Below are 21,169 nucleotides of genomic sequence, written 5' to 3'. Positions count from 1 at the left end.
CTGCGGGGGCTTTTCGCGGCGCGCGCCCCGTGCCAGTCTGACGCGGACATGATGCGAGAGCCCTGGGGAGAGCCGCTGCCATGACTGCAAAGTCCTTTTTCACTGCCTCGGATGGCGCGAAGATCGCTTATCTTGATGAGGGCGAAGGGGCCGCGCTGCTCTGCCTTTCGGGTCTGACGCGCAATACCTCGGACTTTGACTATATGATGCCGCATCTGCCGCAGGGCTGGCGGGTGATCCGGATGGACTACCGGGGCCGTGGCGAATCCGACTGGAGCGGAGCGGAGAGCTATACCGTGCCGCGCGAAGGCCGGGATGCGATCGAACTGCTGGATCATCTCGGGATCGGCTCAGCGGCGCTGCTTGGCACCTCGCGCGGGGGGATGATCTCGCTGTTCCTCGGGGCGACTGCGCGCGACCGGGTGGCCGGGATCTGCCTCAATGACGTGGGACCTGAGCTTCTGGAAGAGGGGTTGGCGCGGATCAACGAATATCTCAGCGTCAATCCGACCGCCCGGACGCCGGAAGACTACGCCCGCGCGCTGGAGGCGGGAAACCCCGGCATGGATAATGTCCCCGCAAGCCGCTGGGCAGAAGAGGCGGCACGCCACGCACGCCCCGACGGCAGGGGCGGGCTGCAGATCAATTACGACCCCGCCCTGCGCGAGGCTTTTCTGGCCGCTTTCGCCAAGGGGTCGCCGAACCTCTGGCCGCTTTTTGACAAATGCGCCCCGATCCCCATGGCACTGCTGCGCGGGGCCAACAGTGATCTGCTGGGCAGTGCCGCGACCGAAGAGATGCTGAAGCGCCGCCCCGATATGATTTACGCCGAGGTCCCCGACCGCGCGCATATCCCCTTCCTCGACGAGCCGCAGTCCGTCGATGTGCTGACCCGCTGGCTCGGGGCGATTCAGGCTTCGGGCAGGCTTGGCTGATCCTCAGCGGGCTCGGCCAGTTCGCTTTGCAAAAACCGCTCGAACCCGTCGAGATCGACGGGATCGAACTGGCCAAAGCCCTGCATCCAGACGGAGGCTGCGCGCAGCCCGTCGGGCTCGAGCTTGCACCATTTCACCCGGCCGCGTTTTTCCTGGCTGATCAGCCCCGCCTCAGCGAGCACCTGGAGGTGTTTGGAGATCGCTGCCAGCGACATGGCGAAGGGTTCGGCCACATCGGTCACCGCCATATCATCCTCCAGCAACAGCGCGAGGATGGCGCGACGTGTCGGATCGGCGAGTGCCGAGAAGGTGGATGAGAGGGGATCTTCAGGCGTCATGGCAGCTCTCTCCGAGGACCCGGGAGGGGGCGCTGCCCCCCGCGGCCCTGCGGGCCTCCCCCCGGAGTATTTAGAAAAGCCAAAGCGCGCAACCCTGGCACTTCAGAGCGCCGGGGCGCACTTTGACTAAAGGTTAACCGGGAGGTTGAATTTGCTGCGGGCCGGACGGAGGGCGGCAGGCTGTGGAGAAAGAATCGCGCCATGTGATTTATTGTTATTTATCATGCACTTATGAGATCAGTTTTTCTGGCCGCATTACTTGACTCACAGGGGGGGGGTCACTAGGTTGCCCCCAACTGCACCGGAGGGCCTTTGCGATGTCGCATGATCCCGATCCTGAGCGGCTGAAAGCGCTGGAAGAGCGTCTGGAGGCCCTGAAGGGACGCGAGAAGAAGGTTTCCGGTGGTATGGGCGGCGTCGGCGGCGGTGAAATGGCCTGGCGCATGGTTCTGGAACTGGTGACGGGCATGGGGCTCGGGCTGGGACTGGGATACGGGCTGGACAGTCTCTTTGGGACAAAGCCCGTTCTGATGATTGTTTTCGTTCTGCTTGGCTTTGCGGCCGGGATCCGGACGATGCTCCGCACCGCGTCGGAGCTTGGCAAAAAAGCCGGGGGCAACCCCGACAATGAGATGAGGGATTAAACGTGGCGGCTGAAGGCGGTCTTCCGATCCATCCGATGGACCAGTTCATCGTGAAGCCTCTGTTCGGGGAAGGCCCCGTGCATTGGTACACGCCGACCAACGCAACGCTCTGGCTGATGCTGGCAGTGGCCGCGGTGGGTCTTGTGATGGTGATCGGCACCAGCCGCCGCGCGGTTGTTCCGGGCCGCAGCCAGTCGATTGCCGAAGTGTTTTACGGCTTCGTGCATGACATGGTTGAGGATGTCGCAGGTCATGCGGGGATCAAATACTTCCCCTATGTGCTGACGCTGTTCCTCTTTGTTTTCTTCGCGAACGTTCTCGGCCTCATCCCGATGAGCTTCTCGCCCACCAGCCAGATCGCCACCACGGTGACGCTTGCGCTGCTGGTCTTCTTCGGCGTGACCCTGATCGGTCTGGCCCGCAAAGGCGTCGGCTTTCTGTCGATGTTCTGGGTGTCGTCGGCGCCGCTGGCGCTGCGCCCGATCCTTGCCGTGATTGAAGTCATCTCGTACTTCATCCGCCCGGTTTCGCATTCGGTCCGTCTTGCAGGCGCTATGCTCGCAGGCCACGCCGTTCTGAAAGTTTTCGCAGGCTTCGCTGCTGCCACCGTGGTCGCTCCGCTCGCATTTGCCGGTATGGTCGGCATCTATGCGCTGGAGCTGCTGGTTGCCGGCGTCCAGGCCTACGTTTTCACCATTCTGACCTGCGTCTACCTGAAAGACGCTGTGGGTGACGCGCACCACTAAGGTGCGCCCATCCCGGGTAAGAACATCCTATCTCAGCCATTCCAACCAAGGAGACACGACATGGAAGGCGAACTCGCTCTTATGGGCAAATACATCGGCGCAGGTCTCGCGGCTTTCGGTCTCGCAGGTGCTGGCCTCGGCGTTGGTAACATCGCTGGCAAATACCTCGAAGGCGCGCTGCGTAACCCGGCTGCTGCCTCGAGCCAGACCGCGACCCTGTTCGTCGGCATCGCATTCGCTGAAGCTCTCGGGATCTTCTCGTTCCTGATCGCTCTGCTGCTGATGTTCGCAGTCTGATCCAGGACACCATCCGAACGGAAGCGGCGCTGGTTTGAGCCAGCGCCCTTTCCGATCAAGAATGGTTCCGATGGAGGACTGACATGGCAAACCAAACTACTCAAGTGGCGGGTGCCTGTGTCGATCAGAATGGTGGTGCCCTTGGCCTGCCGCAACTCTGCGTAGACTGGCTCCCGAACCAGATTTTCTGGGCCCTTGTCGCCCTGGTCCTGATTTTCGTCCTGCTGAAAGTCTTCGCGATGCCCCGCATCGGTTCGGTTCTCGCCGAACGCAAAGGCCTGATCACCAATGATCTGGCGGCTGCTGAGGAACTGAAGCAGAAAGCCCGTGACGCCGAAGCCGCTTATCTCAAGGCTCTGGCAGATGCGCGCGCCGAATCGGCACGTTTCATCGCGCAGGCAAAAGCGGAAATCCAGGCACAACTCGATGCAGCCACCGTTAAGGCGGATGCAGAGATCGCCGCACGCGGTGCTGAGTCAGAACGCCGGATTGGTGAAATCCGCGCCTCTGCCCTGGCCAACGTGACTGAAGTTGCAAAAGACACCGCTAAAGAGCTTGTTCTGGCTCTCGGCGGTACGGATGCAGCTTCCGTAGATGCGGCCGTGGCCGCGCGACTGAAAGGCTGAGGCAATGCGTTATACCATTCCCGCCCTGCTTCTCGGTGCGCTCCCGGCTCACGCAGCCTCGGGTCCGTTCTTTACGCTGCAGAACACCGACTTCTCGGTTCTGATTGCCTTCCTGATTTTCGTAGGCATTCTGCTGTACTTCAAAGTGCCGGCTCTGGTTATGGGTCTGCTCGACAACCGTGCAGCAAAAATCCGCGAAGATCTGGAGACGGCCCGCCGTCTCCACGACGAAGCCAAAGCTCTGGTCGCCTCCTATGACCGGAAGCTGAAGGACGCCCGCGAGCAGGCCGAGCGCATTGTCGCAAACGCCCGCTCCGACGCCCAGGCCGCCGCCGCTTCTGCCCAGGCAGAGCTGCAGGCCACCATCGCCCGCAAACTGCAGGCGGCGGAAGAGCAGATCACTGCGGCAGAAACCGCAGCGATCCGCGAAGTGCGTGAAGCCGCCGTCGCCGTGGCAATTGCCGCAGCCGGTGATGTCCTGGCCGCTCAGATGTCGCCAGCAAGCGCCGGCGCCCTGATCGATGCGTCGATTACTGAAGTCGGTCAGCGCCTCAACTGAGGCGCCCGATCAGATCAGATCAAGCCCGGCTCAGGCCGGGCTTTTTCATGGCCCGCCCCCCTTCGACTTTGGCTTTTACCAAAATACTCCGGGGTCCGGGGCAGCGCCCCGGGGCTTCCCCTCAGCGCGCGGCCAGATCCTTCAGCACCGCCATAGCCTCCGCTGAAGCCCAGTCCGCCTCACCGATCATCCGCGCGGCCTCCCGGCCCTCTTTGTCGAGAACCACCGTGACCGGAAGCCCCACCACCCCCAGGCCCCGCGCCACCGCCGATTTCGGATCGAGCAGCAGCGGCAGATCGGTGATCCCGGTCTCTTCATAAAACTTATCAAGCGCGGGCCGCAGATTGCGCCCGGTGGCAATGGTCAGAACCGCCACCTCGGGCATCTCCCGCGCCAGACGGTCCAGTCCCGGCATCTCCGCGCGGCAGGGCGCACACCAGGTCGCCCAGAAATTCACCACCCGCACCCTGCCCTGCCAGTCTGCAAAGCGTTTCACCGCCCCCGCACCATCGGCAAAAGCGATCTCCGGCACCGACTGCGGCGTTTCATGAACCACCAGCCTGCGCATCTCGCCGACCCTCAGCGCCGTCAGCGCCGCATCCGCCAGGGCAGGATTTGCACCAGGCCCCAGGGCGGTGTAAAACCCCGCCAAAGCCAACATCACCCGCAATCCAGACAGGCCTGCCATGACCTCTGCTCCTTCCGATACCAAAGCCTCGAATGCCATGTGGGGCGGGCGCTTCACCGCTGGTGTCGACGCGATCATGGAGGCGATCAATGCCTCGATCGGCTTCGATAAGCGCCTCGCATTTCAGGACATCACCGGCTCCCGCGCCCATGCCGCCATGCTGGCCGCTCAGGGTATCATCACCGATAAAGACGCCGAGGCGATCCGGGAAGGCCTTCTCACCGTATTGTCAGAGATTGAGACCGGGAAATTCACCTTCCGCACCGATCTGGAAGACATCCACATGAATGTGGAATCGCGCCTGAAGGACATCATCGGCGAGCCGGCGGGCCGTCTGCACACCGCGCGCTCGCGCAATGACCAGGTGGCGGTCGATTTCCGTCTCTGGGTCCGCGATCAATGCGATGCCACCATCGACGGCATTGAAGCACTTCTGCGTGCCTTCCTCGCCCAGGCCGAAGCGGGCGCGGATTGGGTCATGCCGGGTTTCACCCATCTGCAGACCGCGCAGCCGGTGACCTGGGGCCACCATATGATGGCCTATGTGGAAATGCTGGCGCGGGATCTGTCGCGCTTCAAAGACGCGCGCAAACGCATGAACGAATGCCCGCTCGGGGCGGCGGCACTGGCCGGGACTTCCTTCCCGATCGACCGCTTTGCCACGGCTCAGGCGCTCGGCTTTGACCGCCCCACCGCCAACAGCCTCGATTCGGTCTCGGATCGGGACTTTGCGCTGGAATATCTCTCGGCCGCTTCGATCTGCGCCATGCATCTGTCGCGCTTTGCCGAAGAGCTGGTGATCTGGTCCTCAGCACAGTTCCGCTTTGTGCGCCTGTCGGATCGCTGGACCACCGGCTCTTCGATCATGCCGCAGAAGAAAAACCCCGATGCGGCTGAACTCATCCGCGCCAAAATCGGCCGGATCATGGGCTCGACGGTGGCGCTTTTCACCATCATGAAGGGCCTGCCGCTGACCTACTCGAAGGACATGCAGGAAGACAAAGAGCAGGTCTTTGACGCCGCCGATTCGCTGCTGCTGGCACTGGCCGCGATGACCGGCATGGTCTCGGATATGGCCGCCAACCGCGAGAGCCTGGAAAAAGCCGCAGCTTCGGGCTTCTCGACCGCGACGGATCTGGCGGACTGGCTGGTGCGCTCGCTGAACCTGCCGTTCCGCGATGCCCACCACGTCACCGGCAGCCTTGTGAAACTGGCCGAAGACAAGGGCGTCGATCTGCCCGATCTTTCGCTCGCAGAGATGCAGTCGCAGCACCCCGGCATCACTGAGGATGTTTTCACCGTTCTCGGCGTCGAAAACTCGGTCCGCTCGCGTCAGTCCTATGGCGGCACGGCGCCGGATCAGGTTCTGGCCCAGGTCGCGCGCTGGAAAGAGCTGCTGGCATGAGCCTGCGCGCCATCCCCCTTGTGCTGCTGATCGTCCTGCCGCTGGCGGGCTGCGTGACGCAACCCCGCCTGAACGCAGGGATTTCACTCGGCACCGGGGGGCTGGCGGTCTATCCTTCCCTTTCGGGGCGGGTCGGCGGTGCTCGCATCGCCGTCAGCCCCTGACCAAACGGAGTATGACCATGCCTTACTTTCCCGCCCTTCTGATGACCGCCGCGCTGGTGCTGAGCGCCTGTGGCGCCGATGGCCCGCCCGTCCCCCCGCAGGAGGTCTCGCGCCAGAGTGATGGCCTGTCCATTTCCGGCACGGCGCGGATGGGTCTGACCTATAACAGCCAGCCCGGCCTCAGCGACTGAGATCACGCGCGGGGAGCCGTTGAAGGGCCGGAGGCTTCTGCTATACCGGGCCGGAACCATCTGATCCGGCGAGGCACCATGGACCACTTCCTCTATCGCAACGGCGAACTCTACGCGGAAGATGTCGCGATCCGGGACATCGCGGCAGAGGTGGGCACCCCCTTCTACGTCTATTCCGCTGCCACGCTTGAGCGCCACTTCCGCGTCTTTGACGAGGCGCTCTCGCCCAATCCGCATCTGGTCTGCTTTGCGGTGAAATCAAACTCCAACATCGCCGTTCTGCGGGTTCTGGCAAAACTCGGCGCGGGGATGGATGTGGTCTCGGGCGGCGAATACCGCCGTGCGCTGGCTGCGGGCGTGCCGGGCGAAAAGATCGTCTTCTCCGGCGTTGGCAAGACCCGCGAAGAGATGCGCTTTGTGCTGGAGCACGGCGTGCGCCAGTTCAACGTCGAATCAGAGCCGGAACTGCTGGTCCTCTCGGAAGTCGCCGCCGCCATGGGCAAGGTCGCGCCGATCACCCTGCGGGTGAACCCGGATGTTGACGCCAAAACCCATGAGAAGATCTCGACCGGCAAGTCGGAAAACAAATTCGGCATCCCGATCGCCAAAGCGCGCGAGATCTACAAAATGGCCGCCACCCTTCCGGGCATTGATGTCGTGGGCGTCGATATGCATATCGGCAGCCAGCTGACCGATCTTGCGCCCTTTGAAGAGGCCTATACCAAGATGCGCGCGCTGGCGCTGGCGCTGCGCGAAGACGGCCATAACATCCGCCGTCTCGATCTCGGCGGCGGTCTGGGCATCCCCTATACCCGCTCGAATGAGGCCCCGCCGCTTCCGGCGGAATATGGCGCCATGGTCAAACGCGTACTCGGCGATCTCGGCTGTGAGCTGGAGATTGAGCCGGGTCGTCTGATCTCGGGCAATGCCGGGCTGCTGGTCTCCTCGGTCATCTATGTCAAAGAGGGAGAGGGCCGCGATTTCCTGATCCTTGATGCGGCGATGAACGATCTGGTGCGCCCCTCGATGTATGGTGCGCATCACGACATCCTCCCGGTCATTGAGGCTGAGGCCGGGGTTGAGCCGCAGCCCTTCGACGTGGTGGGCCCGGTCTGTGAGACCGGCGATACCTTTGCCAAGGGCCGGAACCTGCCCGCGCTGCAGCCCGAGGATCTGGTCGCCTTCCGCTCAGCCGGGGCTTATGGCGCGGTTATGGCTTCGGAATATAACACCCGCCCGCTGATCCCCGAAGTTCTGGTCTCAGGCGATCAATTTGCGGTCATCCGGGCGCGTCCGACGTTTGACGAAATTCTCGCGCGCGATACCATCCCGCAATGGCTGTGACTCTCACCGCCTTCGGGACGGGTGAATGACGAAAAACCAAAGCGCTGATCTTCTGAACTCTCCGCGTCTCCGCCTTGTCCTGGCGCTGACGCGGATCGGCCTTTGGCTGGAACGCGGCGCCCGGGCCTTCTGGCCGCTGGCGGCGCTTTTGCTCACCGGATTTGGTCTGGCGGCGCTTGGGGGGCTGCACGGGCTGCCGTTGGTGGCGCTTTGGTCCGTGCTGGGGCTTTTTGCCCTGACGGCGCTGGCTTTGCTGGCGGTCGGGCTGCGCCGGTTTCAGCGCCCCCGCATGGCAGAAGTCTTTACACGGGTCGATGCCCGTCTTCCGGGCCGCCCGCTGGCGGCGCTGCGCGATGCCCAGGCCATCGGCACCTCGGATCCGGCTTCTGCGGCGCTCTGGCAGGCGCATCTGGCGCGCATGGCCCGGGCGGCCGCTGAGGCGCGCCCCGTGGCCCCGGCCCCGGATCTCACCTCCCGCGATCCCTATGCGCTGCGCCTGACCGCACTTCTACTGGCGGTTGTGGGCGGGCTTTTCGGCTCTCTGTCCTCGCTCAGCGATCTGCGCCCCGCCGGTGGCAGCGGCGCCGTTGTCGCCTCTGGTCCGGTCTGGGAGGGCTGGATCCGCCCGCCCGCCTATACCGCCCGCCCGGTGATCTATCTCAATGCGCTCACCGACACCGGCTTTGAGGTGCCGGAAAACTCTGAGGTCCTGCTGCGCTTTTACGGTGAACCGGGCGGCCTTGGGCTTGAGGAAAGCGTCTCCGGCAGTGGTTTGCAGGCCGAAGACGACGGCGCGACTTTCCTGATCCGCCACCACGGCAGCCTGAGCATCACCGGAGAGGGCGGGCAGACCTGGGAGATCGGCGTGCTGCCCGATCTGCCCCCCGAAGTTGAGCCACCGCCCGCCCCCGAGCGTCAGGCCGATGGCACCTTCAAGCTGCCCTTTGAAGCGCGGGATGACTATGGCGTGACCGCCGGTCAGCTGACCATCACCCTCGACACCGCCCGGGTGGATCGCCGCTATGCCCTCGCCGCTGAGCCCGAGCCGAGAGAGCCGATCCTGCTCGATCTGCCCCTGCCCTTCCGGGGGCGTCGGGCGGAGGTGAAGGGCGTTCTGACCGAGGATCTGGCCGCCCATCCCTTTGCCAATCTGCCGGTGATCCTGACCCTTCAGGTCACGGATGCCGCCGGACAGACCGCGGAAAGCGCGCCGCTGCAGACCCTGCTGCCGGGGCGGCGCTTCTTTGATCCGCTGGCCGCCACCGTGGCCGAAGTGCGCCGCGATCTTTTGTGGAGCCGCAGCACCGCGCCGCGCGGGGCACAGATCCTGCGCGCCGTCACCTGGGCCCCGGAGAATTTCATCCGCAATGACCGCGCCTTCCTGCGGATCCGCACCGCCATCCGCCAGATGGAGGCGGGCGGGCTGACCGATCAGGCCCGTGACGCTTTGTCAGAGGAGCTGTTTTCCATCGCGGCGCTGCTGGAGGAGGGCGATCTGAACACCGCGCTTGAGCGGCTGCGCCGGGCGCAGGACCGCCTTGATGAGGCGATGAAAAACGGTGCCAGCCCCTCTGAGATCCGCGAGTTAATGGATGAGCTGCGCAAGGCCCTGGACGATTACATGGAGCAGCTGTCACGCGAACAGGAGCGCGCGCCGTCTGAGCAGAGCGGCGATACCGAAAGCCTTGAGATGTCCGCCGATCAGCTGCAGCAGATGCTTGATAAGCTGGAGCAGCTGATGGCGGAGGGCAAAATGGCCGAGGCGCAGGAGCTGATGGAGATGCTGCGCCAGCTGATGGAAAACATGCAGGTCAGCCAGGGCGAAGGCGGGGAAGGCCGCGGCGAAGGCCAGGGCCGGATGCGCGATCTGGCCGACAGCCTGCGCGAGCAGCAGGGCCTTTCGGATGAGGCTTTCCGCGATCTGCAGCGCCGGTTTGACGGCACGGGCCAGGGTCAGGGTCAGCAGGGTCAGGGCGAAGGTGAGGCTGAGGGCGAAGGCTCCTCCCTTGCCGATCGCCAGCGCGATCTGCGAAACCGTCTGCGCGCGCTTGGCCAGACCGAAATGCCCGGCGATGGCGGCCCGGAAGCCGATGAGGGCCGCCGCGCGCTCGACCGCTCCCGCGAGGCGATGGAGGGCGCGGAGGAGGCTCTGCGCGGCGATAACCTGCCCGGCGCGCTCGACCGTCAGGCCGAAGCCATGGAGGCCCTGCGCGAGGGCATGCGCCGCTTTGAAGAGGCCGAAGCCCGCGAGCGCGGTGAGACCCGTCAGGGCCAGGCCGGAGCCGAGGGCCCCGAGGGGCAGCGCCCCGGCGAGGGTCGCGGGCGCGGCGGTCAGACCCGCGATCCGCTGGGCCGTCAGCCAGGCGCGTCGGGCGGCATCGGCAGCGACGACCCGCTGGGCGAAGCGATCGACCCGAACCGCCGCGCCCTGGATCTGCTGGAGGAGCTGCGCCGCCGCTCGGGCGAGCAGCACCGCCCGGAAGAAGAGCGCGATTATTTGCGCAGGCTTCTGGAGCAGTTCTGACAGGCTTTGCGGATGCTTATCCTGAACTGGCCAACTTCCGGCAGAGCCCTCCCCGCAAGGGCTCTGCCGGAAGTGCCGTAACTCATGCTTTCAGCACCCCAACGGTCTGAGGCCGCAGGGCAAACCCCTCACAGCCTCAGCCAGGGGTTGGCAGGCTGGTAAAACAAGGGTTCGGGGCGGGTTCTGACAGGCCTGGTCCGAACCGCCTGAACAAAGCGGCCATTCGCCCCGCCGGAGCCGCCACCGGGGCGAATGTTTGCGGCAGGCGCGACCGAGCTCACTGGCCTGCGCCAATCCTGTCAGTCCTGCATTGTGGAACAGCCAGTCCGCCCGCTCTCCGGCAAGGACGACGCCTCAGCCGCCTCCTGGCCGGGATCAGGCTGGCTCAGAACAGGCTGCCCTGATCGGGGGGCGGGGATTTGGGGCTGCGTTTTGGCGCGGCGGCTTTGGCCCCGGCGCTGATATGGCCATCGGCGAATTCCAGATCGAGCGCTCCGGCTTTCTCGGCGGCGGCGCGGGAGGTGACGACATGGCCGTCCTCACCGCGCACCACGGCATAGCCGCGCAGCAGGGTCTCACGGTGGCCCAGCGTCTGGCGCAGACGGTCGCGGGCCTCAAGCTGCTCGGTCAAACGGGCAATCTGGCGCAAAGGCGCCGCCTCAAGCCGCGCGCTCAGCGCGGTAAGGCGGCTCTGTGCCTCCACCGTGCGGCGTGCCTCATCGGCCAGCAGCCGCTCCAGCGCCGGGGCCAGCCGCTCAGAGAGCGTGCTCAGGCGCAGGCGGGCCTCCCCGGAACGGCGGGTCAGCGCACCGCTCAGACGGTGATCGCGCTCTGCCAGACGCTCGCGCGCGGTGGCGGTCAGCCGCACCAGGGCCATCGGACGCACCGAGGCCGCAAGCTCCGCCAGACGGCTGCGCCGCCGCGCCACACCCAGGCTCAGCGCCTGGGGCAGACGATCGGCCCAGAGATCAAACCGCTGGCGGGCGGGCTGCACCAGGCCTTCAGGGCGCGGCAGGGCGCGCGCCAGATCCAGCGCCCGCTGGCGGCGCTGGCTGAGCGCAAGGGTTACCCCGCGCGAGAGCCGCGCACCCATGGTGTCGAGATGCGACATCAACTCAAAGCGCACCGGAACCGCCATCTCCGCCGCCGCTGTGGGCGTCGGCGCACGGCGGTCGGCAGCATAATCGATCAGCGTGGTGTCGGTCTCATGGCCCACCGCCGAGATCAGCGGGATCTCAGAGGCGGCAGCGGCCCGGACCACCACCTCCTCGTTAAAACCCCAGAGATCTTCGAGCGAGCCACCGCCGCGCGCCACGATGATCAGATCGGGGCGCGGGACCGGCCCGCCCGGCTGCAGCGCATTGAAGCCGCGGATCGCCGCCGCCACTTCGGGGGCGCATTTCTCGCCCTGAACCACCACCGGCCAGATCAGCACATGACGCGGAAAGCGGTCACGCAGCCGGTGCAGAATATCGCGGATCACCGCCCCCGAAAGTGAGGTCACCACGCCGATCACTCCCGGCAGCGCCGGAGTGGGCTTTTTGCGGGCGGGATCAAAAAGCCCCTCCGCCGCCAGCGCCTTTTTGCGCTTCTCCAGCATCATCATCAGCGCGCCAAGGCCCGCCGGGGCCACATCATCGACGATCAGCTGATATTTCGACTGCCCCGGAAAGGTGGTCAGACGGCCGGTGGCGATGATCTCCATGCCCTCTTCGGGGCGCATCTGCATCTTTGCAACCTGCCCCTTCCAGGAGACCGCCGCGAGAACGGCATTGGCGTCCTTCAGATCGAAGTAAAGATGCCCCGAGGAGGGGCGCGAGACACGGCCCACCTCACCGCGCACACGCACCCGGGCGAATTCGCCTTCGAGTACGCGTTTCACCGCTCCGGAGAGTTCCGAGACGCTCAACTCGGGGGCATTGCCGCGCGGCGGCTCTTCTTCGAAGAGATCAATCATCAGGCTTCACTTGTTCTCATGGCAGCCAGACCTTAGAACGCGCGCAGCAAAAGGCCAAGCGGAGGCGGCGATGAACATTCTGGTGCTGGGCAGTGGCGGGCGCGAACATGCCCTCGTCTGGGCAATTCGTCAAAACCCGAAATGCGACCGGCTTTTCGTCGCGCCGGGCAATGCGGGCATGGGCTCGCTGGCCCGTCAGGTCGATCTTGATATCCTCAGCGCCGATGCGGTGCTGGAGTTTGTTGCCGCTGAAGCCATTGATTTCGTGGTGATCGGCCCGGAAGCGCCGCTGGCGGCGGGGGTGGGCGATGCCCTGGCGGCGGCGGGGATCCTGCATTTTGGCCCCTCAGCCGCAGCGGCGAAGCTCGAATCCTCGAAAAGCTTCACCAAAGAGATCTGCGACGCCTGCAAAGCGCCCACCGCAGGCTATGGCCATTTCACCGATGCGGAGGCCGCCAAAGCCCATATCCGCGCCAATGGCGCGCCGATCGTGGTGAAGGCGGACGGCCTTGCCGCCGGCAAAGGCGTGGTCGTTGCCATGACCGAGGCCGAGGCGCTGGCGGCCATCGACGATATGTTCGGCGGGGCCTTTGGCGCTGCAGGCGCGGAAGTGGTCATTGAGGAATTCATGGCCGGGGAAGAGGCCAGCTTCTTTATCCTGTCGGACGGCAAATCCATCCTGCCGGTCGGCACCGCCCAGGACCATAAGCGCGTCGGCGACGGCGACACCGGCCCGAACACCGGCGGCATGGGCGCCTATAGCCCCGCCCCGGTGCTGACCGATGCGATCCAGGACCAGGTCCTGCGCGAAATCGTGCAGCCGACGGTGGATGAAATGGCACGCCGCGGCACGCCGTTTAAGGGCGTGCTTTACGCGGGCCTGATGATCGAGAATGGCCGCGCGCGTCTGGTGGAATATAACGTCCGCTTTGGTGATCCGGAGTGTCAGGTGCTGATGATGCGGCTGGGCGCGCAGATCCTTGATCTGCTGCTGGCCTGCGCCGAAGAGCGCCTGCATGAGGTGCAGGTCAACTGGGCCGATGACCATGCGCTGACCGTTGTGATGGCGGCTGAGGGCTATCCGGGGGACTATAAAAAAGGCACCGAGATCCGTGGTCTTGCGACCCTGCCCGAGACCTCCTCGCAGATGGCCTTCCATGCCGGAACCCTTGAGCGTGATGGCAAAATCCTTGCCAATGGCGGGCGGGTTCTGAACATCACTGCCCGCGCTGACAGCCTGAGCGAGGCGCGGGTGCTGGCCTATGATATGGTGGCGCAGATCGACTGGCCGGAGGGCTTTTGCCGCAGCGATATCGGCTGGCGCGCGCTTTAAGCGCCTTTGCCCTTGCGGCAGAGTGCAGAACATCAGAGCCTCCGGGAGATCACTCCCGGAGGTTTTTTCATGCTCGATATCGCCCGCATCCGCTCTGAGACCCCTGGCGTTGAAAAGGTGCTGCATTTCAACAATGCAGGCTCCTCGCTGATGCCGCGCCCGGTTTATGAGGCGGTGAAGCGGGTGCTTGATCTGGAAAATGCGCTTGGCGGCTATGAGGTTGAGCGGCAGATGGCCCCGGAACTGGAGGCCTTTTACACCGAATTCGCGGGCCTTCTGAATGCAAAGCCCCATGAGGTGGCCTGGGTCGAGAATGCCACCCGCGCCTGGGATATGGCCTTTTACGGTCTGCCTTTGCAGCCCGGCGACCGGATCATCACCCATGCCTCGGAATATGTCTCAAATTACATCGCGCTTTTGCAGCAGGCAAAGCGGCGCGGGCTTGAGATTGATCTTTGCCCCTCAGATGAGAGCGGGCAGATCGATGTGGTGGCCCTTGAGCGGCTGATCGGGCCGAAGACACGGCTGATCGCGCTGACCCATGTGCCGACGCAGGGTGGGCTGGTGAACCCGGCTGAGGCCGTCGGACGGGTGGCGAAGGCGCATGGGCTTTTTTATCTGCTCGATGCCTGTCAGTCGGTCGGGCAGATCGATCTCGATGTGCAAAAGATCGGTTGTGACATCCTGTCGGGGACGGGGCGCAAGTTTCTGCGCGGGCCGCGCGGGACCGGGTTTCTCTGGGTTTCGGACCGGGTGATCGATCAGATTGAGCCGCCCTTTGCCGATATGCGCGCCGCCGACTGGACCTCAGACCAGGGCTATACCCTGGCGAAGGGCGCGCGGCGGTTTGAGAACTGGGAGACCTATGTCGGCGGCCGCGTCGGGCTGATGGCGGCGGTGCGCTATGCCCGCGCTCTGGGGCTTCCGGCGATTGAGGCGCGGGTTGAAAGGCTGGCGGCAGATCTGCGGGCCGGGCTGTCGGGCCTGTCCGGGGTGAGTGTGCGCGATCTTGGGGTGACGCGCTGCGGGATTGTGACCTTTGAGAAGACGGGTCTGGCCGCAAAAGAAATCTATGAGGCGCTGCGGGTGCAGGGGATCAATGTCTCGGTCTCAAGCCATAGTTCCGCGCGGCTGGATTTCGGGGCGCGGGGTCTTGAAAGCCTGGTGCGGGCCTCGGTGCATTATTTCAATGATGAGGCGGAGATTGCCCGGTTTCTCGCGGCTGTTGAGGCGCTGAAATGAAAAACGGGGAGGGCTGCCTGCCCTCCCCGAACCCCTCCCGGGAGTATTTTTAAAAGCCAAAGCCGAAGGGGCTGGCGCGGATCAGGCGCGGATGGTGCCATCGCCGCGGACGAGATATTTAAAGCTCGTCAGCTGGTCTGCGCCCACCGGGCCGCGGGCGTGCATTTTGCCGGTGGCGATGCCGATTTCACCGCCCATGCCAAATTCACCGCCGTCTGCGAATTGCGTCGAGGCATTGCGCATCAGGATCGCGCTGTCGAGGCGCTGGAAGAAGCGATCGGCGGCAGCGTCATCTTCGGTCAGGATCGATTCGGTGTGGCTGGAGCCGTAGCGGCGGATATGGTCGATGGCGCCGTCGACATCATCGACCACTGCCGCGGCGATGATCATATCGAGATATTCGCGGCCGAAATCATCGGGCTTCGCCTTAGTGACGCCCGGCAGGTGGTGAAGCCCCTCACCGGCGCGCACTTCGACGCCCGCGGCGATCAGATCGGCGATGATCTGCGCGCCGAGGCCCCCGACCAGATCGCGGTGGATCAGCAGGCATTCGGCTGAGCCGCAGATGCCGGTGCGGCGGGTTTTGGCGTTGAGGACCACGCGGCGGGCTTTTTCCGGGTCTGCCGCTTTGTCGAGATAGACGTGGCAGATGCCTTCGAGGTGGGCAAAGACCGGGACGCGGGCCTCGCGCTGCACCAGACCCACAAGGCCTTTGCCGCCGCGGGGCACGATGACGTCGATATAATCGGTCATGCGCAGCATTTCGGTCACGGCCTCACGGTCGCGGAGGGGGACGAGCTGGATCGCAGTCTCGGGCAGGCCTGCGGTTTTCAGGCCCTCGACCATGGCGGCATGGATGGCGCGGGCGGAATGGAAGCTTTCCGAGCCGCCGCGCAGAATCACGGCATTGCCGGCCTTGAGGCAGAGCGCGCCGGCATCGGCGGTGACATTGGGGCGCGATTCATAGATCACCCCGATGACGCCGAGCGGCGTGGAGACGCGCTGGATGTTCAGCCCCGTGGGGCGGTCCCATTCAGAGAGCACGCGGCCGACCGGATCGGGCTGGCCTGCCACATCGCGCAGCCCTTGGGCGATTGCTGCGATGCGTGCGGGGGTGAGTTCCAGCCGGTCGAGCATGGCCGGGGTCAGGCCCTTGTCGCGGCCGTATTGCATATCGAGGGCATTGGCGGCGAGCAGCGCGTCCTGATGCGCGATCAGGTGATCTGCGGCGGCTTCGAGCGCCCTGGTTTTCTGCTCTGGCGGGGCAAAACCGAGCCCGGTTGCAGCGGCGCGTGCGTTCGCGCCAATGGTCTGCATCAGTGCTGCGAGTTCGGTCATGATAAGCCCCTCAGGTCTGAAATCCGGCCGGGAGTTTCGCCCGGGGTCCGGCCGGAGGACGGGGCGTGAGCGCGCTTAGATCTGGCGCTCGGGAAGATGAACCACCAGGCCGTCGACCGCATCCGAGACGCGGATCTGGCAGGTGAGGCGCGATTTCACCGGGTCTGGTGCCCAGGCGAAATCCAGCATATCGGCCTCCATCGGGTCTTTCGGCGGCAGCCGGTCGACCCAGGCGGCATCGACGTAGCAATGGCAGGTCGAGCAGGCGCAGGCGCCGCCGCAATCCGCCTCAATGCCCGGCACGCCATTGTCGCGCGCGCCTTCCATCACGGTCAGGCCGCTGGCCACCTCAAGGACATGCTCGGTGCCATTGTGCTCGATATAGGTGATACGGGCCATAACCGGGGGGCTCCTGATGCTGCTGCCAGTCGTTTCAACACTCAGATAATGCAGCCGGAGAGGTTTGACCAGTGCCACGGCCTGCCGCTAAACTGAGGAAGGAACAGCAGGCAGGGCGGAATGCGCGGGTTGATTTACTACGGAGCCATGGCGCTTCTGCTCGGCGGATGCACGACGCGCCCTCAGGTTCCCCCGCCTCTGGCGCAGCCGGACCTGAGCGCAGAGCTGCGCTTTACCCCGCCCCTGCCCGATGCGGGACAGTGCTGGCACAGCAGCGAGCGTCCGGCGCAGTTTGAAACCGTCACCGAGCAGCGGCTTGATCCGTTGCGCGGAATTGTCAGCGAGAGTGTCCAGCGCGAGCTGCGCCCGCGCAGCCGGATCTGGTTTCGCATCCCCTGCCCGCCGGAAGTAGGCGGCGCAGATCTCTTTTATGCCTCCCTCCAGCGGGCCCTGAAGGCGCGGGGGCTTTATGAGGGGCCGGTGACCGGAGAGCCCGATGGCGCCACTCTGACGGCGCTGCAGCGCTATCAGGCGGCGGCGGGTCTCAACAGCCCGATCCTGTCGCGCGGCGCGGCGCTCTCGCTGGGGCTGATCGCGCATTAAAAAAGGCAGCTCCGCAGAGCCGCCTTTCCGGATTATCCGCGCAGGCTTATTGCAGCGCGAGCGCCACAAAGCGCGAATCCGTGCCGCGGCGCACCAGCAGCAGCAGCGATTTGCGGCCCGCATCCTTCGCCTCTTCGACGCGCTTTTGCAGATCCTGCACCGAGGCCAGCGGCTGTTGCCCGGCTTCGGTCAGCAGATCTCCGGCGCGCAGGCCTTTGGTTTCGGCTTCTGCACCCGCGTCAACAGCCTCAATCAGCAGGCCCTGGGCCACACCGGCGGCTTTGCCTTCGGCTTCCGTCACCGGGCGCAGGCGCATCCCCATCAGGTTTTCCTGCTGCGGCCGGACCTGCGCATCCGGACGGGCGGCATTGCCTTCGCCTTCAGCGGTCTCACGGCGACCCAGAGTGACGTCGATGGTTACTTCCTTACCGCCGCGCAGAACCAGCACCGGCACAGCTTTGCCGACATCGGTATCGCCGACCTGACGCACCAGCGCACGGGTATCGGCCACATCCACGCCGTCGAACTTCAGGATGACGTCATTGGCCAGGATGCCCGCGTCTTTGCCCGGGCCTTCCGGGACATCGGTCACCAATGCGCCTGCGGCTTTCGACAGGCCCATGGCTTCGGCGATATCCGGGCTCACGTCCTGGATGCGCACGCCCAGCCAGCCGCGACGGGTTTCGCCGAACTCACGAAGCTGCTCGACCACGCGCGAGGCGACATTCGAGCTCATGGCGAAGCCGATGCCGATCGAGCCGCCGTTGGGCGACAGAATCGCCGTGTTCACGCCGATCACTTCGCCGTCCATATTGAAGAGCGGCCCGCCCGAGTTGCCGCGGTTGATGGCAGCATCGGTCTGGATGTAATCGTCATAGGCCCCCTGGAGCGAGCGCTTGCGCGCCGAGACGATCCCGGCCGAGACCGAGAAGCCCTGACCGAGCGGGTTGCCCATGGCCACGACCCAGTCGCCCACACGCGAGGCATCGGCATCGCCGAAGGTCACGAAGGGCAGCTTTTCAGTGGCGTCGACCTTCAGCACCGCAATATCGGTCTTGGGATCGGTGCCGATCAGCGTGGCCTTCATGCGGTTGCCCGAGAAGAACTCAATCTCGATGTCATCCGCGCCTTCAATGACGTGGTTATTGGTGACGATCAGCCCGTCTTCCGAGATCACAAAGCCCGAGCCAAGCGCCTGGCCGCGCTGCGGAGCCTGCTGGCCGGGGTCGCGGTCCATGAACTCACGGAAGAAATCATTAAAGGGCGAGCCCTCGGGGAAACGTGGGCCGCCCTGGCCGGCGGGCTGCTCAACCACCGTTGAGGTGGTGATATTGACCACCGCAGGGCTGACTTTATCAGCCAGATCCGCAAAGGTTTCCGGCGCTCCACGCGCCTCAACAGCCATGGTCTGCGACAGGGCAAAAGCCAGCGCAACAACACCCAGCCAGAGCGCACGCAGCGGACGCTGCGGCAGGGTCAGGGGACTGGAATTCATCTCAAAGACATCCTCCGTCTTGGTCATGGGGCGCGGAGTGCCCCCATTCCTGTCGAACATGGGCAAAGGAAGGGGGAAAGCAAAGAGTGTTGCAACAATCTCCCCGGCTTGTGAGGACTCGCGATTAACGCGAGATGATCCGGCGTTATCACGCTTAAGCTGAACCCCGCTCAGGAAAAAAGGCCGGTCGCGGGGACCGGCCTTTTCTGCATTTCATCCTGCGAAGGATCAGTTGCCAGCCGGAGCCGGCGGCTGATCGGAGCGCAGATATTCGAAGAAGGTGCTGTCGGGCTGCATGACGATCGAGGAGTTCCCCGGCTTCATCGCGCGCTGATACGAGGTCAGCGAGCGGGTGAAAGCGAAGAATTCCGGATCGCGGCCAAAGGCTTCGGCATAGACGCGGTTCCGCTCTGCATCGGCCTCACCGCGGATCACTTCGGCCTGACGACGGGCGTCAGAGGTCAGCTCAACCACGGTCCGGTCTGCAGAGGCGCGCACACGCTGTGCGGCTTCTTCACCACGCGCGCGCTCATCCGCGGCCTCACGCTCACGCTCAGCCCGCATACGGGCATAGGTGGCGGCAAGGTTTTGCTCGGGCAGATCGGTGCGGGTCAGACGCACGTCGACGATATCCACGCCAAGCGACGCGGCCTGACGGCGCGCGCTGTCGCGGATGGTGTTCATCAGCGCGGTCCGGTCCTCTGAGAGCACCCGGTTCGAGGGCACGCCGCCGAGAACCTCACGGATCGCGGCGGTAACGATGCGCTCAAGACGGACCTGAGCCGCCTCTTCGCCGCCTGCGCCCACCGCTTCGCGGAAGTCCACGAGATTGGTGATGCGCCAGCGGGCGAAGGCATCAACCACCAGACGGCGGTCATCCAGCGGGGTGACTTCCAGCGGCTGGGTCTGCAGACCGAGGATCCGGTCTTCATAGGTCACGACTTCCTGGATCAGCGGGATCTTAAAGCCCAGACCCGGCTCTTCCTTGACCTGTTTGACCTGACCAAACTGCAGCACCATGGCCTTTTCACGCTCATCAACGATGAAGACCGACGAGAGCACGCCCACAGCGATCAGCACCAGAACAGGAATCGCAAAGTTCAGTTTGTTCATTGGCTTACCCCCGTCTGCGCAGCACCTGCCGCCGGCGCGGTCAGACCGCGGTTCAGCTCATTCAGCGGCAGGAAGGGCACCACGCCCTGGCCGTTTTCGCCGCCGCTTACGCCGTCAAGAATGACCTTGTTCACGCCGCCGAGTACTTCTTCCATGGTCTCCAGATACATCCGGCGACGGGTAACTTCCGGCGCTTTGACATATTCCTCATAGACCGCAAGGAAGCGGCTTGCCTCACCCTGGGCGGCGTTGACCACCTGGGCGCGGTAGCCCTCGGACTGCTCCATCAGGCGCGCGGCTTCACCACGGGCACCGGCGGTGACGCGGTTCGAATAGGCGTCTGCCTCTTTTTCAAGGCGGTCACGCTCCTGCTGCGCGGCCTGGACTTCGCGGAAGCTGTCGATCACTTCGCGCGGCGGGTCGGCGCGGTCAAAGTTGACCCGCACCACGTTGATCCCGGCCTCATAGCTGTCGAGGGTGGTCTGAACGGCCGCGCGCAGATCCGAGGCAATCGCGCCACGGTCCCGATTCAGAATCGGCGACAGCTCCGAGCGCGCAATGATGTCGCGCATCGCGGATTCAGAGACCGCCCGGATGGTATCCGAGGGCTCACGCAGGTTGAACAGGAACTTCGACGGATCCGAGACGTTCCAGACCACCTGGAATTCGATATCCACGATGTTCTGATCGCGCGTCAGCATCAGCCCGGTGTCAAGCGCACCGCCACGGCCGGTGCCGACATCGGTCACCCGCTCGCCGGTCACCTGAACGATCTCAGCGCGGACCAGCGGCCAGGGCGCGAAGTTCAGACCCGGGCTGCCGATGCCGCGATATTCACCAAGAAACAGCTCAACCGAGCGTTCTTCGGGCTTTACGGTGTAGAATGAGGCCATGCCCCAGACCACCGCAGCCCCCACAACCGCCAGCAGCGCCGTGCCTTTGGAGAACAGCGGGCTGCCCGAAGACGGGCCCCCGGGGCCGCGTCCGCCGCCCTGACCATTGCCGCCACGACCGCCCATAAGGACGCGCAGCTGCTCCTGGCCTTTCTTCATCAGCTCGTCGATTTCGGGGATCTGGGGACCCTCGGGTCCGGGCTTACGCCCGCCGCCACCGCCGTTGCCGCCCTGCTGGCCACGTTTATCACCGTCGTTGCCACCCGAGCCGCCGCCCCATGGTCCTCCGCTGCCTGCCATTCCCTGTTCCTTCTCACACAATCCGGTTGGTTCTA

22 protein-coding genes are annotated in these 21,169 nt (G+C 64.8%); 14 read left to right on the top strand and 8 right to left on the bottom strand.

Translation table 11 applies throughout. The features are described from left to right. Positions 1 to 80 precede the first annotated feature (80 nt). Positions 81 to 935 (top strand): alpha/beta fold hydrolase, encoded by an 855-nt coding sequence (locus EG244_RS11655; RefSeq protein ID WP_124965171.1) that lies wholly within the window; start codon positions 81 to 83, stop codon positions 933 to 935. On the opposite strand, the gene EG244_RS11650 is transcribed toward EG244_RS11655, so the two are convergent. Beyond that, positions 911 to 1,273: an ArsR/SmtB family transcription factor gene (locus tag EG244_RS11650; protein WP_124965170.1), complete on the bottom strand. Its 363-nt coding sequence runs from the start codon at positions 1,271 to 1,273 to the stop codon at positions 911 to 913. The two genes, EG244_RS11655 and EG244_RS11650, sit on opposite strands and share 25 nt — an antisense overlap. Before the next feature lie 317 nt (positions 1,274 to 1,590). Here EG244_RS11650 and EG244_RS11645 point away from each other — a divergent pair, with 317 nt between their 5' ends. The 5 genes from EG244_RS11645 to EG244_RS11625 all read left to right on the top strand — a co-directional run bounded on the left by EG244_RS11645 (position 1,591) and on the right by EG244_RS11625 (position 4,145). Further along, positions 1,591 to 1,917 carry an AtpZ/AtpI family protein gene (locus EG244_RS11645; RefSeq protein ID WP_124965169.1) on the top strand — a complete coding sequence of 109 codons (327 nt, stop codon included), beginning with the start codon at positions 1,591 to 1,593 and terminating at the stop codon, positions 1,915 to 1,917. Between the two features lie 35 nt (positions 1,918 to 1,952). Continuing rightward, positions 1,953 to 2,663 carry a F0F1 ATP synthase subunit A gene (locus EG244_RS11640; RefSeq protein ID WP_124965221.1) on the top strand — a complete coding sequence of 237 codons (711 nt, stop codon included), beginning with the start codon at positions 1,953 to 1,955 and terminating at the stop codon, positions 2,661 to 2,663. 60 nt (positions 2,664 to 2,723) lie between these two features. Further along, a complete protein-coding gene (locus EG244_RS11635; RefSeq protein ID WP_124965168.1) occupies positions 2,724 to 2,960 on the top strand; it encodes a F0F1 ATP synthase subunit C in 237 nt (78 codons plus the stop codon). Positions 2,961 to 3,043: 83 nt separating this feature from the next. Next, the gene (locus EG244_RS11630; RefSeq protein ID WP_124965167.1) at positions 3,044 to 3,586 is read left to right on the top strand and encodes a F0F1 ATP synthase subunit B'; all 543 of its coding nucleotides are present in this window, start codon (positions 3,044 to 3,046) and stop codon (positions 3,584 to 3,586) included. A gap of 4 nt (positions 3,587 to 3,590) precedes the next feature. Further along, positions 3,591 to 4,145: a F0F1 ATP synthase subunit B family protein gene (locus tag EG244_RS11625; RefSeq protein ID WP_124965166.1), complete on the top strand. Its 555-nt coding sequence runs from the start codon at positions 3,591 to 3,593 to the stop codon at positions 4,143 to 4,145. Between the two features lie 121 nt (positions 4,146 to 4,266). Here EG244_RS11625 and EG244_RS11620 read toward each other — a convergent pair whose 3' ends face one another. Then, positions 4,267 to 4,833, bottom strand: coding sequence for a TlpA family protein disulfide reductase (locus EG244_RS11620; protein ID WP_233588993.1), 567 nt, complete (start codon positions 4,831 to 4,833; stop codon positions 4,267 to 4,269). Here EG244_RS11620 and argH point away from each other — a divergent pair. From argH to EG244_RS11600, 5 genes are all read left to right on the top strand, one after another. Beyond that, entirely contained in the window at positions 4,832 to 6,238 is a 1,407-nt protein-coding gene (argH, locus tag EG244_RS11615) for an argininosuccinate lyase (protein ID WP_124965164.1), read from the top strand. The two genes, EG244_RS11620 and argH, sit on opposite strands and share 2 nt — an antisense overlap. After that, a complete protein-coding gene (locus EG244_RS20415; RefSeq protein ID WP_158617294.1) occupies positions 6,235 to 6,402 on the top strand; it encodes a hypothetical protein in 168 nt (55 codons plus the stop codon). The genes argH and EG244_RS20415 overlap by 4 nt, the downstream gene beginning before the upstream one ends. A gap of 17 nt (positions 6,403 to 6,419) precedes the next feature. Beyond that, positions 6,420 to 6,593 (top strand): argininosuccinate lyase, encoded by a 174-nt coding sequence (locus tag EG244_RS11610; protein WP_124965163.1) that lies wholly within the window; start codon positions 6,420 to 6,422, stop codon positions 6,591 to 6,593. A 78-nt stretch (positions 6,594 to 6,671) separates the two neighbouring features. Beyond that, entirely contained in the window at positions 6,672 to 7,937 is a 1,266-nt protein-coding gene (gene lysA, locus EG244_RS11605) for a diaminopimelate decarboxylase (RefSeq protein WP_124965162.1), read from the top strand. Positions 7,938 to 7,962: 25 nt separating this feature from the next. Continuing rightward, positions 7,963 to 10,461 (top strand): DUF4175 domain-containing protein, encoded by a 2,499-nt coding sequence (locus EG244_RS11600; RefSeq protein WP_124965161.1) that lies wholly within the window; start codon positions 7,963 to 7,965, stop codon positions 10,459 to 10,461. Between the two features lie 385 nt (positions 10,462 to 10,846). Here the strand turns inward: EG244_RS11600 and xseA are convergent, their stop codons facing one another. Further along, complete coding sequence (xseA, locus tag EG244_RS11595; protein ID WP_124965160.1) at positions 10,847 to 12,418, bottom strand: exodeoxyribonuclease VII large subunit; 1,572 nt, start codon at positions 12,416 to 12,418, stop codon at positions 10,847 to 10,849. A gap of 70 nt (positions 12,419 to 12,488) precedes the next feature. On the opposite strand from xseA, the gene purD reads away from it, so the two are divergent. Further along, positions 12,489 to 13,751: a phosphoribosylamine--glycine ligase gene (gene purD, locus EG244_RS11590; RefSeq protein WP_124965159.1), complete on the top strand. Its 1,263-nt coding sequence runs from the start codon at positions 12,489 to 12,491 to the stop codon at positions 13,749 to 13,751. A 69-nt stretch (positions 13,752 to 13,820) separates the two neighbouring features. Then, complete coding sequence (locus EG244_RS11585; protein ID WP_124965158.1) at positions 13,821 to 14,993, top strand: aminotransferase class V-fold PLP-dependent enzyme; 1,173 nt, start codon at positions 13,821 to 13,823, stop codon at positions 14,991 to 14,993. 81 nt (positions 14,994 to 15,074) lie between these two features. Here EG244_RS11585 and EG244_RS11580 read toward each other — a convergent pair whose 3' ends face one another. Together EG244_RS11580 and EG244_RS11575 are read right to left on the bottom strand one after the other, a co-directional pair. Next, entirely contained in the window at positions 15,075 to 16,331 is a 1,257-nt protein-coding gene (locus tag EG244_RS11580) for a glutamate-5-semialdehyde dehydrogenase (RefSeq protein WP_124965157.1), read from the bottom strand. Positions 16,332 to 16,406: 75 nt separating this feature from the next. Continuing rightward, positions 16,407 to 16,730, bottom strand: a complete 324-nt coding sequence (locus tag EG244_RS11575) for a 2Fe-2S iron-sulfur cluster-binding protein (RefSeq protein WP_124965156.1) — start codon at positions 16,728 to 16,730, stop codon at positions 16,407 to 16,409. Positions 16,731 to 16,850: 120 nt separating this feature from the next. Between EG244_RS11575 and EG244_RS11570 the strand changes: the two genes are divergently transcribed. Continuing rightward, positions 16,851 to 17,333, top strand: coding sequence for a peptidoglycan-binding domain-containing protein (locus EG244_RS11570; RefSeq protein WP_124965155.1), 483 nt, complete (start codon positions 16,851 to 16,853; stop codon positions 17,331 to 17,333). 46 nt (positions 17,334 to 17,379) lie between these two features. On the opposite strand, the gene EG244_RS11565 is transcribed toward EG244_RS11570, so the two are convergent. The 3 genes from EG244_RS11565 to hflK all read right to left on the bottom strand — a co-directional run bounded on the left by EG244_RS11565 (position 17,380) and on the right by hflK (position 21,134). Then, positions 17,380 to 18,828 carry a DegQ family serine endoprotease gene (locus EG244_RS11565; protein ID WP_124965154.1) on the bottom strand — a complete coding sequence of 483 codons (1,449 nt, stop codon included), beginning with the start codon at positions 18,826 to 18,828 and terminating at the stop codon, positions 17,380 to 17,382. Between the two features lie 228 nt (positions 18,829 to 19,056). Further along, the gene (gene hflC, locus EG244_RS11560; protein ID WP_124965153.1) at positions 19,057 to 19,941 is read right to left on the bottom strand and encodes a protease modulator HflC; all 885 of its coding nucleotides are present in this window, start codon (positions 19,939 to 19,941) and stop codon (positions 19,057 to 19,059) included. Beyond that, positions 19,938 to 21,134 (bottom strand): FtsH protease activity modulator HflK, encoded by a 1,197-nt coding sequence (gene hflK, locus EG244_RS11555; protein WP_124965152.1) that lies wholly within the window; start codon positions 21,132 to 21,134, stop codon positions 19,938 to 19,940. Before hflK ends, hflC begins: the two co-directional genes overlap by 4 nt. Positions 21,135 to 21,169 lie beyond the last annotated feature (35 nt).

Origin of the sequence: Falsigemmobacter faecalis (genome assembly GCF_003863335.1) — a bacterium.
Taxonomy (GTDB): Bacteria; Pseudomonadota; Alphaproteobacteria; order Rhodobacterales; family Rhodobacteraceae; genus Wagnerdoeblera; species Wagnerdoeblera faecalis.
The sequence above is the reverse complement of the archived record's forward strand: the minus strand, read 5'-3'. Positions and strand labels throughout refer to the sequence as shown.

Bases quoted from the DNA above. Each gene is read 5' to 3' on its own strand.
- EG244_RS11620 (WP_233588993.1), bottom strand. From the start codon at position 4,833: ATGGCAGGCCTGTCTGGATTGCGGGTGATGTTGGCTTTGGCGGGGTTT.
- EG244_RS11565 (WP_124965154.1), bottom strand. From the start codon at position 18,828: ATGAATTCCAGTCCCCTGACCCTGCCGCAGCGTCCGCTGCGTGCGCTC.
- EG244_RS11570 (WP_124965155.1), top strand. From the start codon at position 16,851: ATGCGCGGGTTGATTTACTACGGAGCCATGGCGCTTCTGCTCGGCGGA.
- lysA (WP_124965162.1), top strand. From the start codon at position 6,672: ATGGACCACTTCCTCTATCGCAACGGCGAACTCTACGCGGAAGATGTC.
- EG244_RS11580 (WP_124965157.1), bottom strand. From the start codon at position 16,331: ATGACCGAACTCGCAGCACTGATGCAGACCATTGGCGCGAACGCACGC.
- hflK (WP_124965152.1), bottom strand. From the start codon at position 21,134: ATGGCAGGCAGCGGAGGACCATGGGGCGGCGGCTCGGGTGGCAACGAC.
- EG244_RS11600 (WP_124965161.1), top strand. From the start codon at position 7,963: ATGACGAAAAACCAAAGCGCTGATCTTCTGAACTCTCCGCGTCTCCGC.
- EG244_RS11625 (WP_124965166.1), top strand. From the start codon at position 3,591: ATGCGTTATACCATTCCCGCCCTGCTTCTCGGTGCGCTCCCGGCTCAC.
- EG244_RS11610 (WP_124965163.1), top strand. From the start codon at position 6,420: ATGCCTTACTTTCCCGCCCTTCTGATGACCGCCGCGCTGGTGCTGAGC.
- EG244_RS11650 (WP_124965170.1), bottom strand. From the start codon at position 1,273: ATGACGCCTGAAGATCCCCTCTCATCCACCTTCTCGGCACTCGCCGAT.
- EG244_RS11630 (WP_124965167.1), top strand. From the start codon at position 3,044: ATGGCAAACCAAACTACTCAAGTGGCGGGTGCCTGTGTCGATCAGAAT.
- EG244_RS11575 (WP_124965156.1), bottom strand. From the start codon at position 16,730: ATGGCCCGTATCACCTATATCGAGCACAATGGCACCGAGCATGTCCTT.
- purD (WP_124965159.1), top strand. From the start codon at position 12,489: ATGAACATTCTGGTGCTGGGCAGTGGCGGGCGCGAACATGCCCTCGTC.
- EG244_RS11645 (WP_124965169.1), top strand. From the start codon at position 1,591: ATGTCGCATGATCCCGATCCTGAGCGGCTGAAAGCGCTGGAAGAGCGT.
- xseA (WP_124965160.1), bottom strand. From the start codon at position 12,418: ATGATTGATCTCTTCGAAGAAGAGCCGCCGCGCGGCAATGCCCCCGAG.
- EG244_RS11585 (WP_124965158.1), top strand. From the start codon at position 13,821: ATGCTCGATATCGCCCGCATCCGCTCTGAGACCCCTGGCGTTGAAAAG.
- EG244_RS20415 (WP_158617294.1), top strand. From the start codon at position 6,235: ATGAGCCTGCGCGCCATCCCCCTTGTGCTGCTGATCGTCCTGCCGCTG.
- argH (WP_124965164.1), top strand. From the start codon at position 4,832: ATGACCTCTGCTCCTTCCGATACCAAAGCCTCGAATGCCATGTGGGGC.
- EG244_RS11640 (WP_124965221.1), top strand. From the start codon at position 1,953: ATGGACCAGTTCATCGTGAAGCCTCTGTTCGGGGAAGGCCCCGTGCAT.
- EG244_RS11635 (WP_124965168.1), top strand. From the start codon at position 2,724: ATGGAAGGCGAACTCGCTCTTATGGGCAAATACATCGGCGCAGGTCTC.
- EG244_RS11655 (WP_124965171.1), top strand. From the start codon at position 81: ATGACTGCAAAGTCCTTTTTCACTGCCTCGGATGGCGCGAAGATCGCT.
- hflC (WP_124965153.1), bottom strand. From the start codon at position 19,941: ATGAACAAACTGAACTTTGCGATTCCTGTTCTGGTGCTGATCGCTGTG.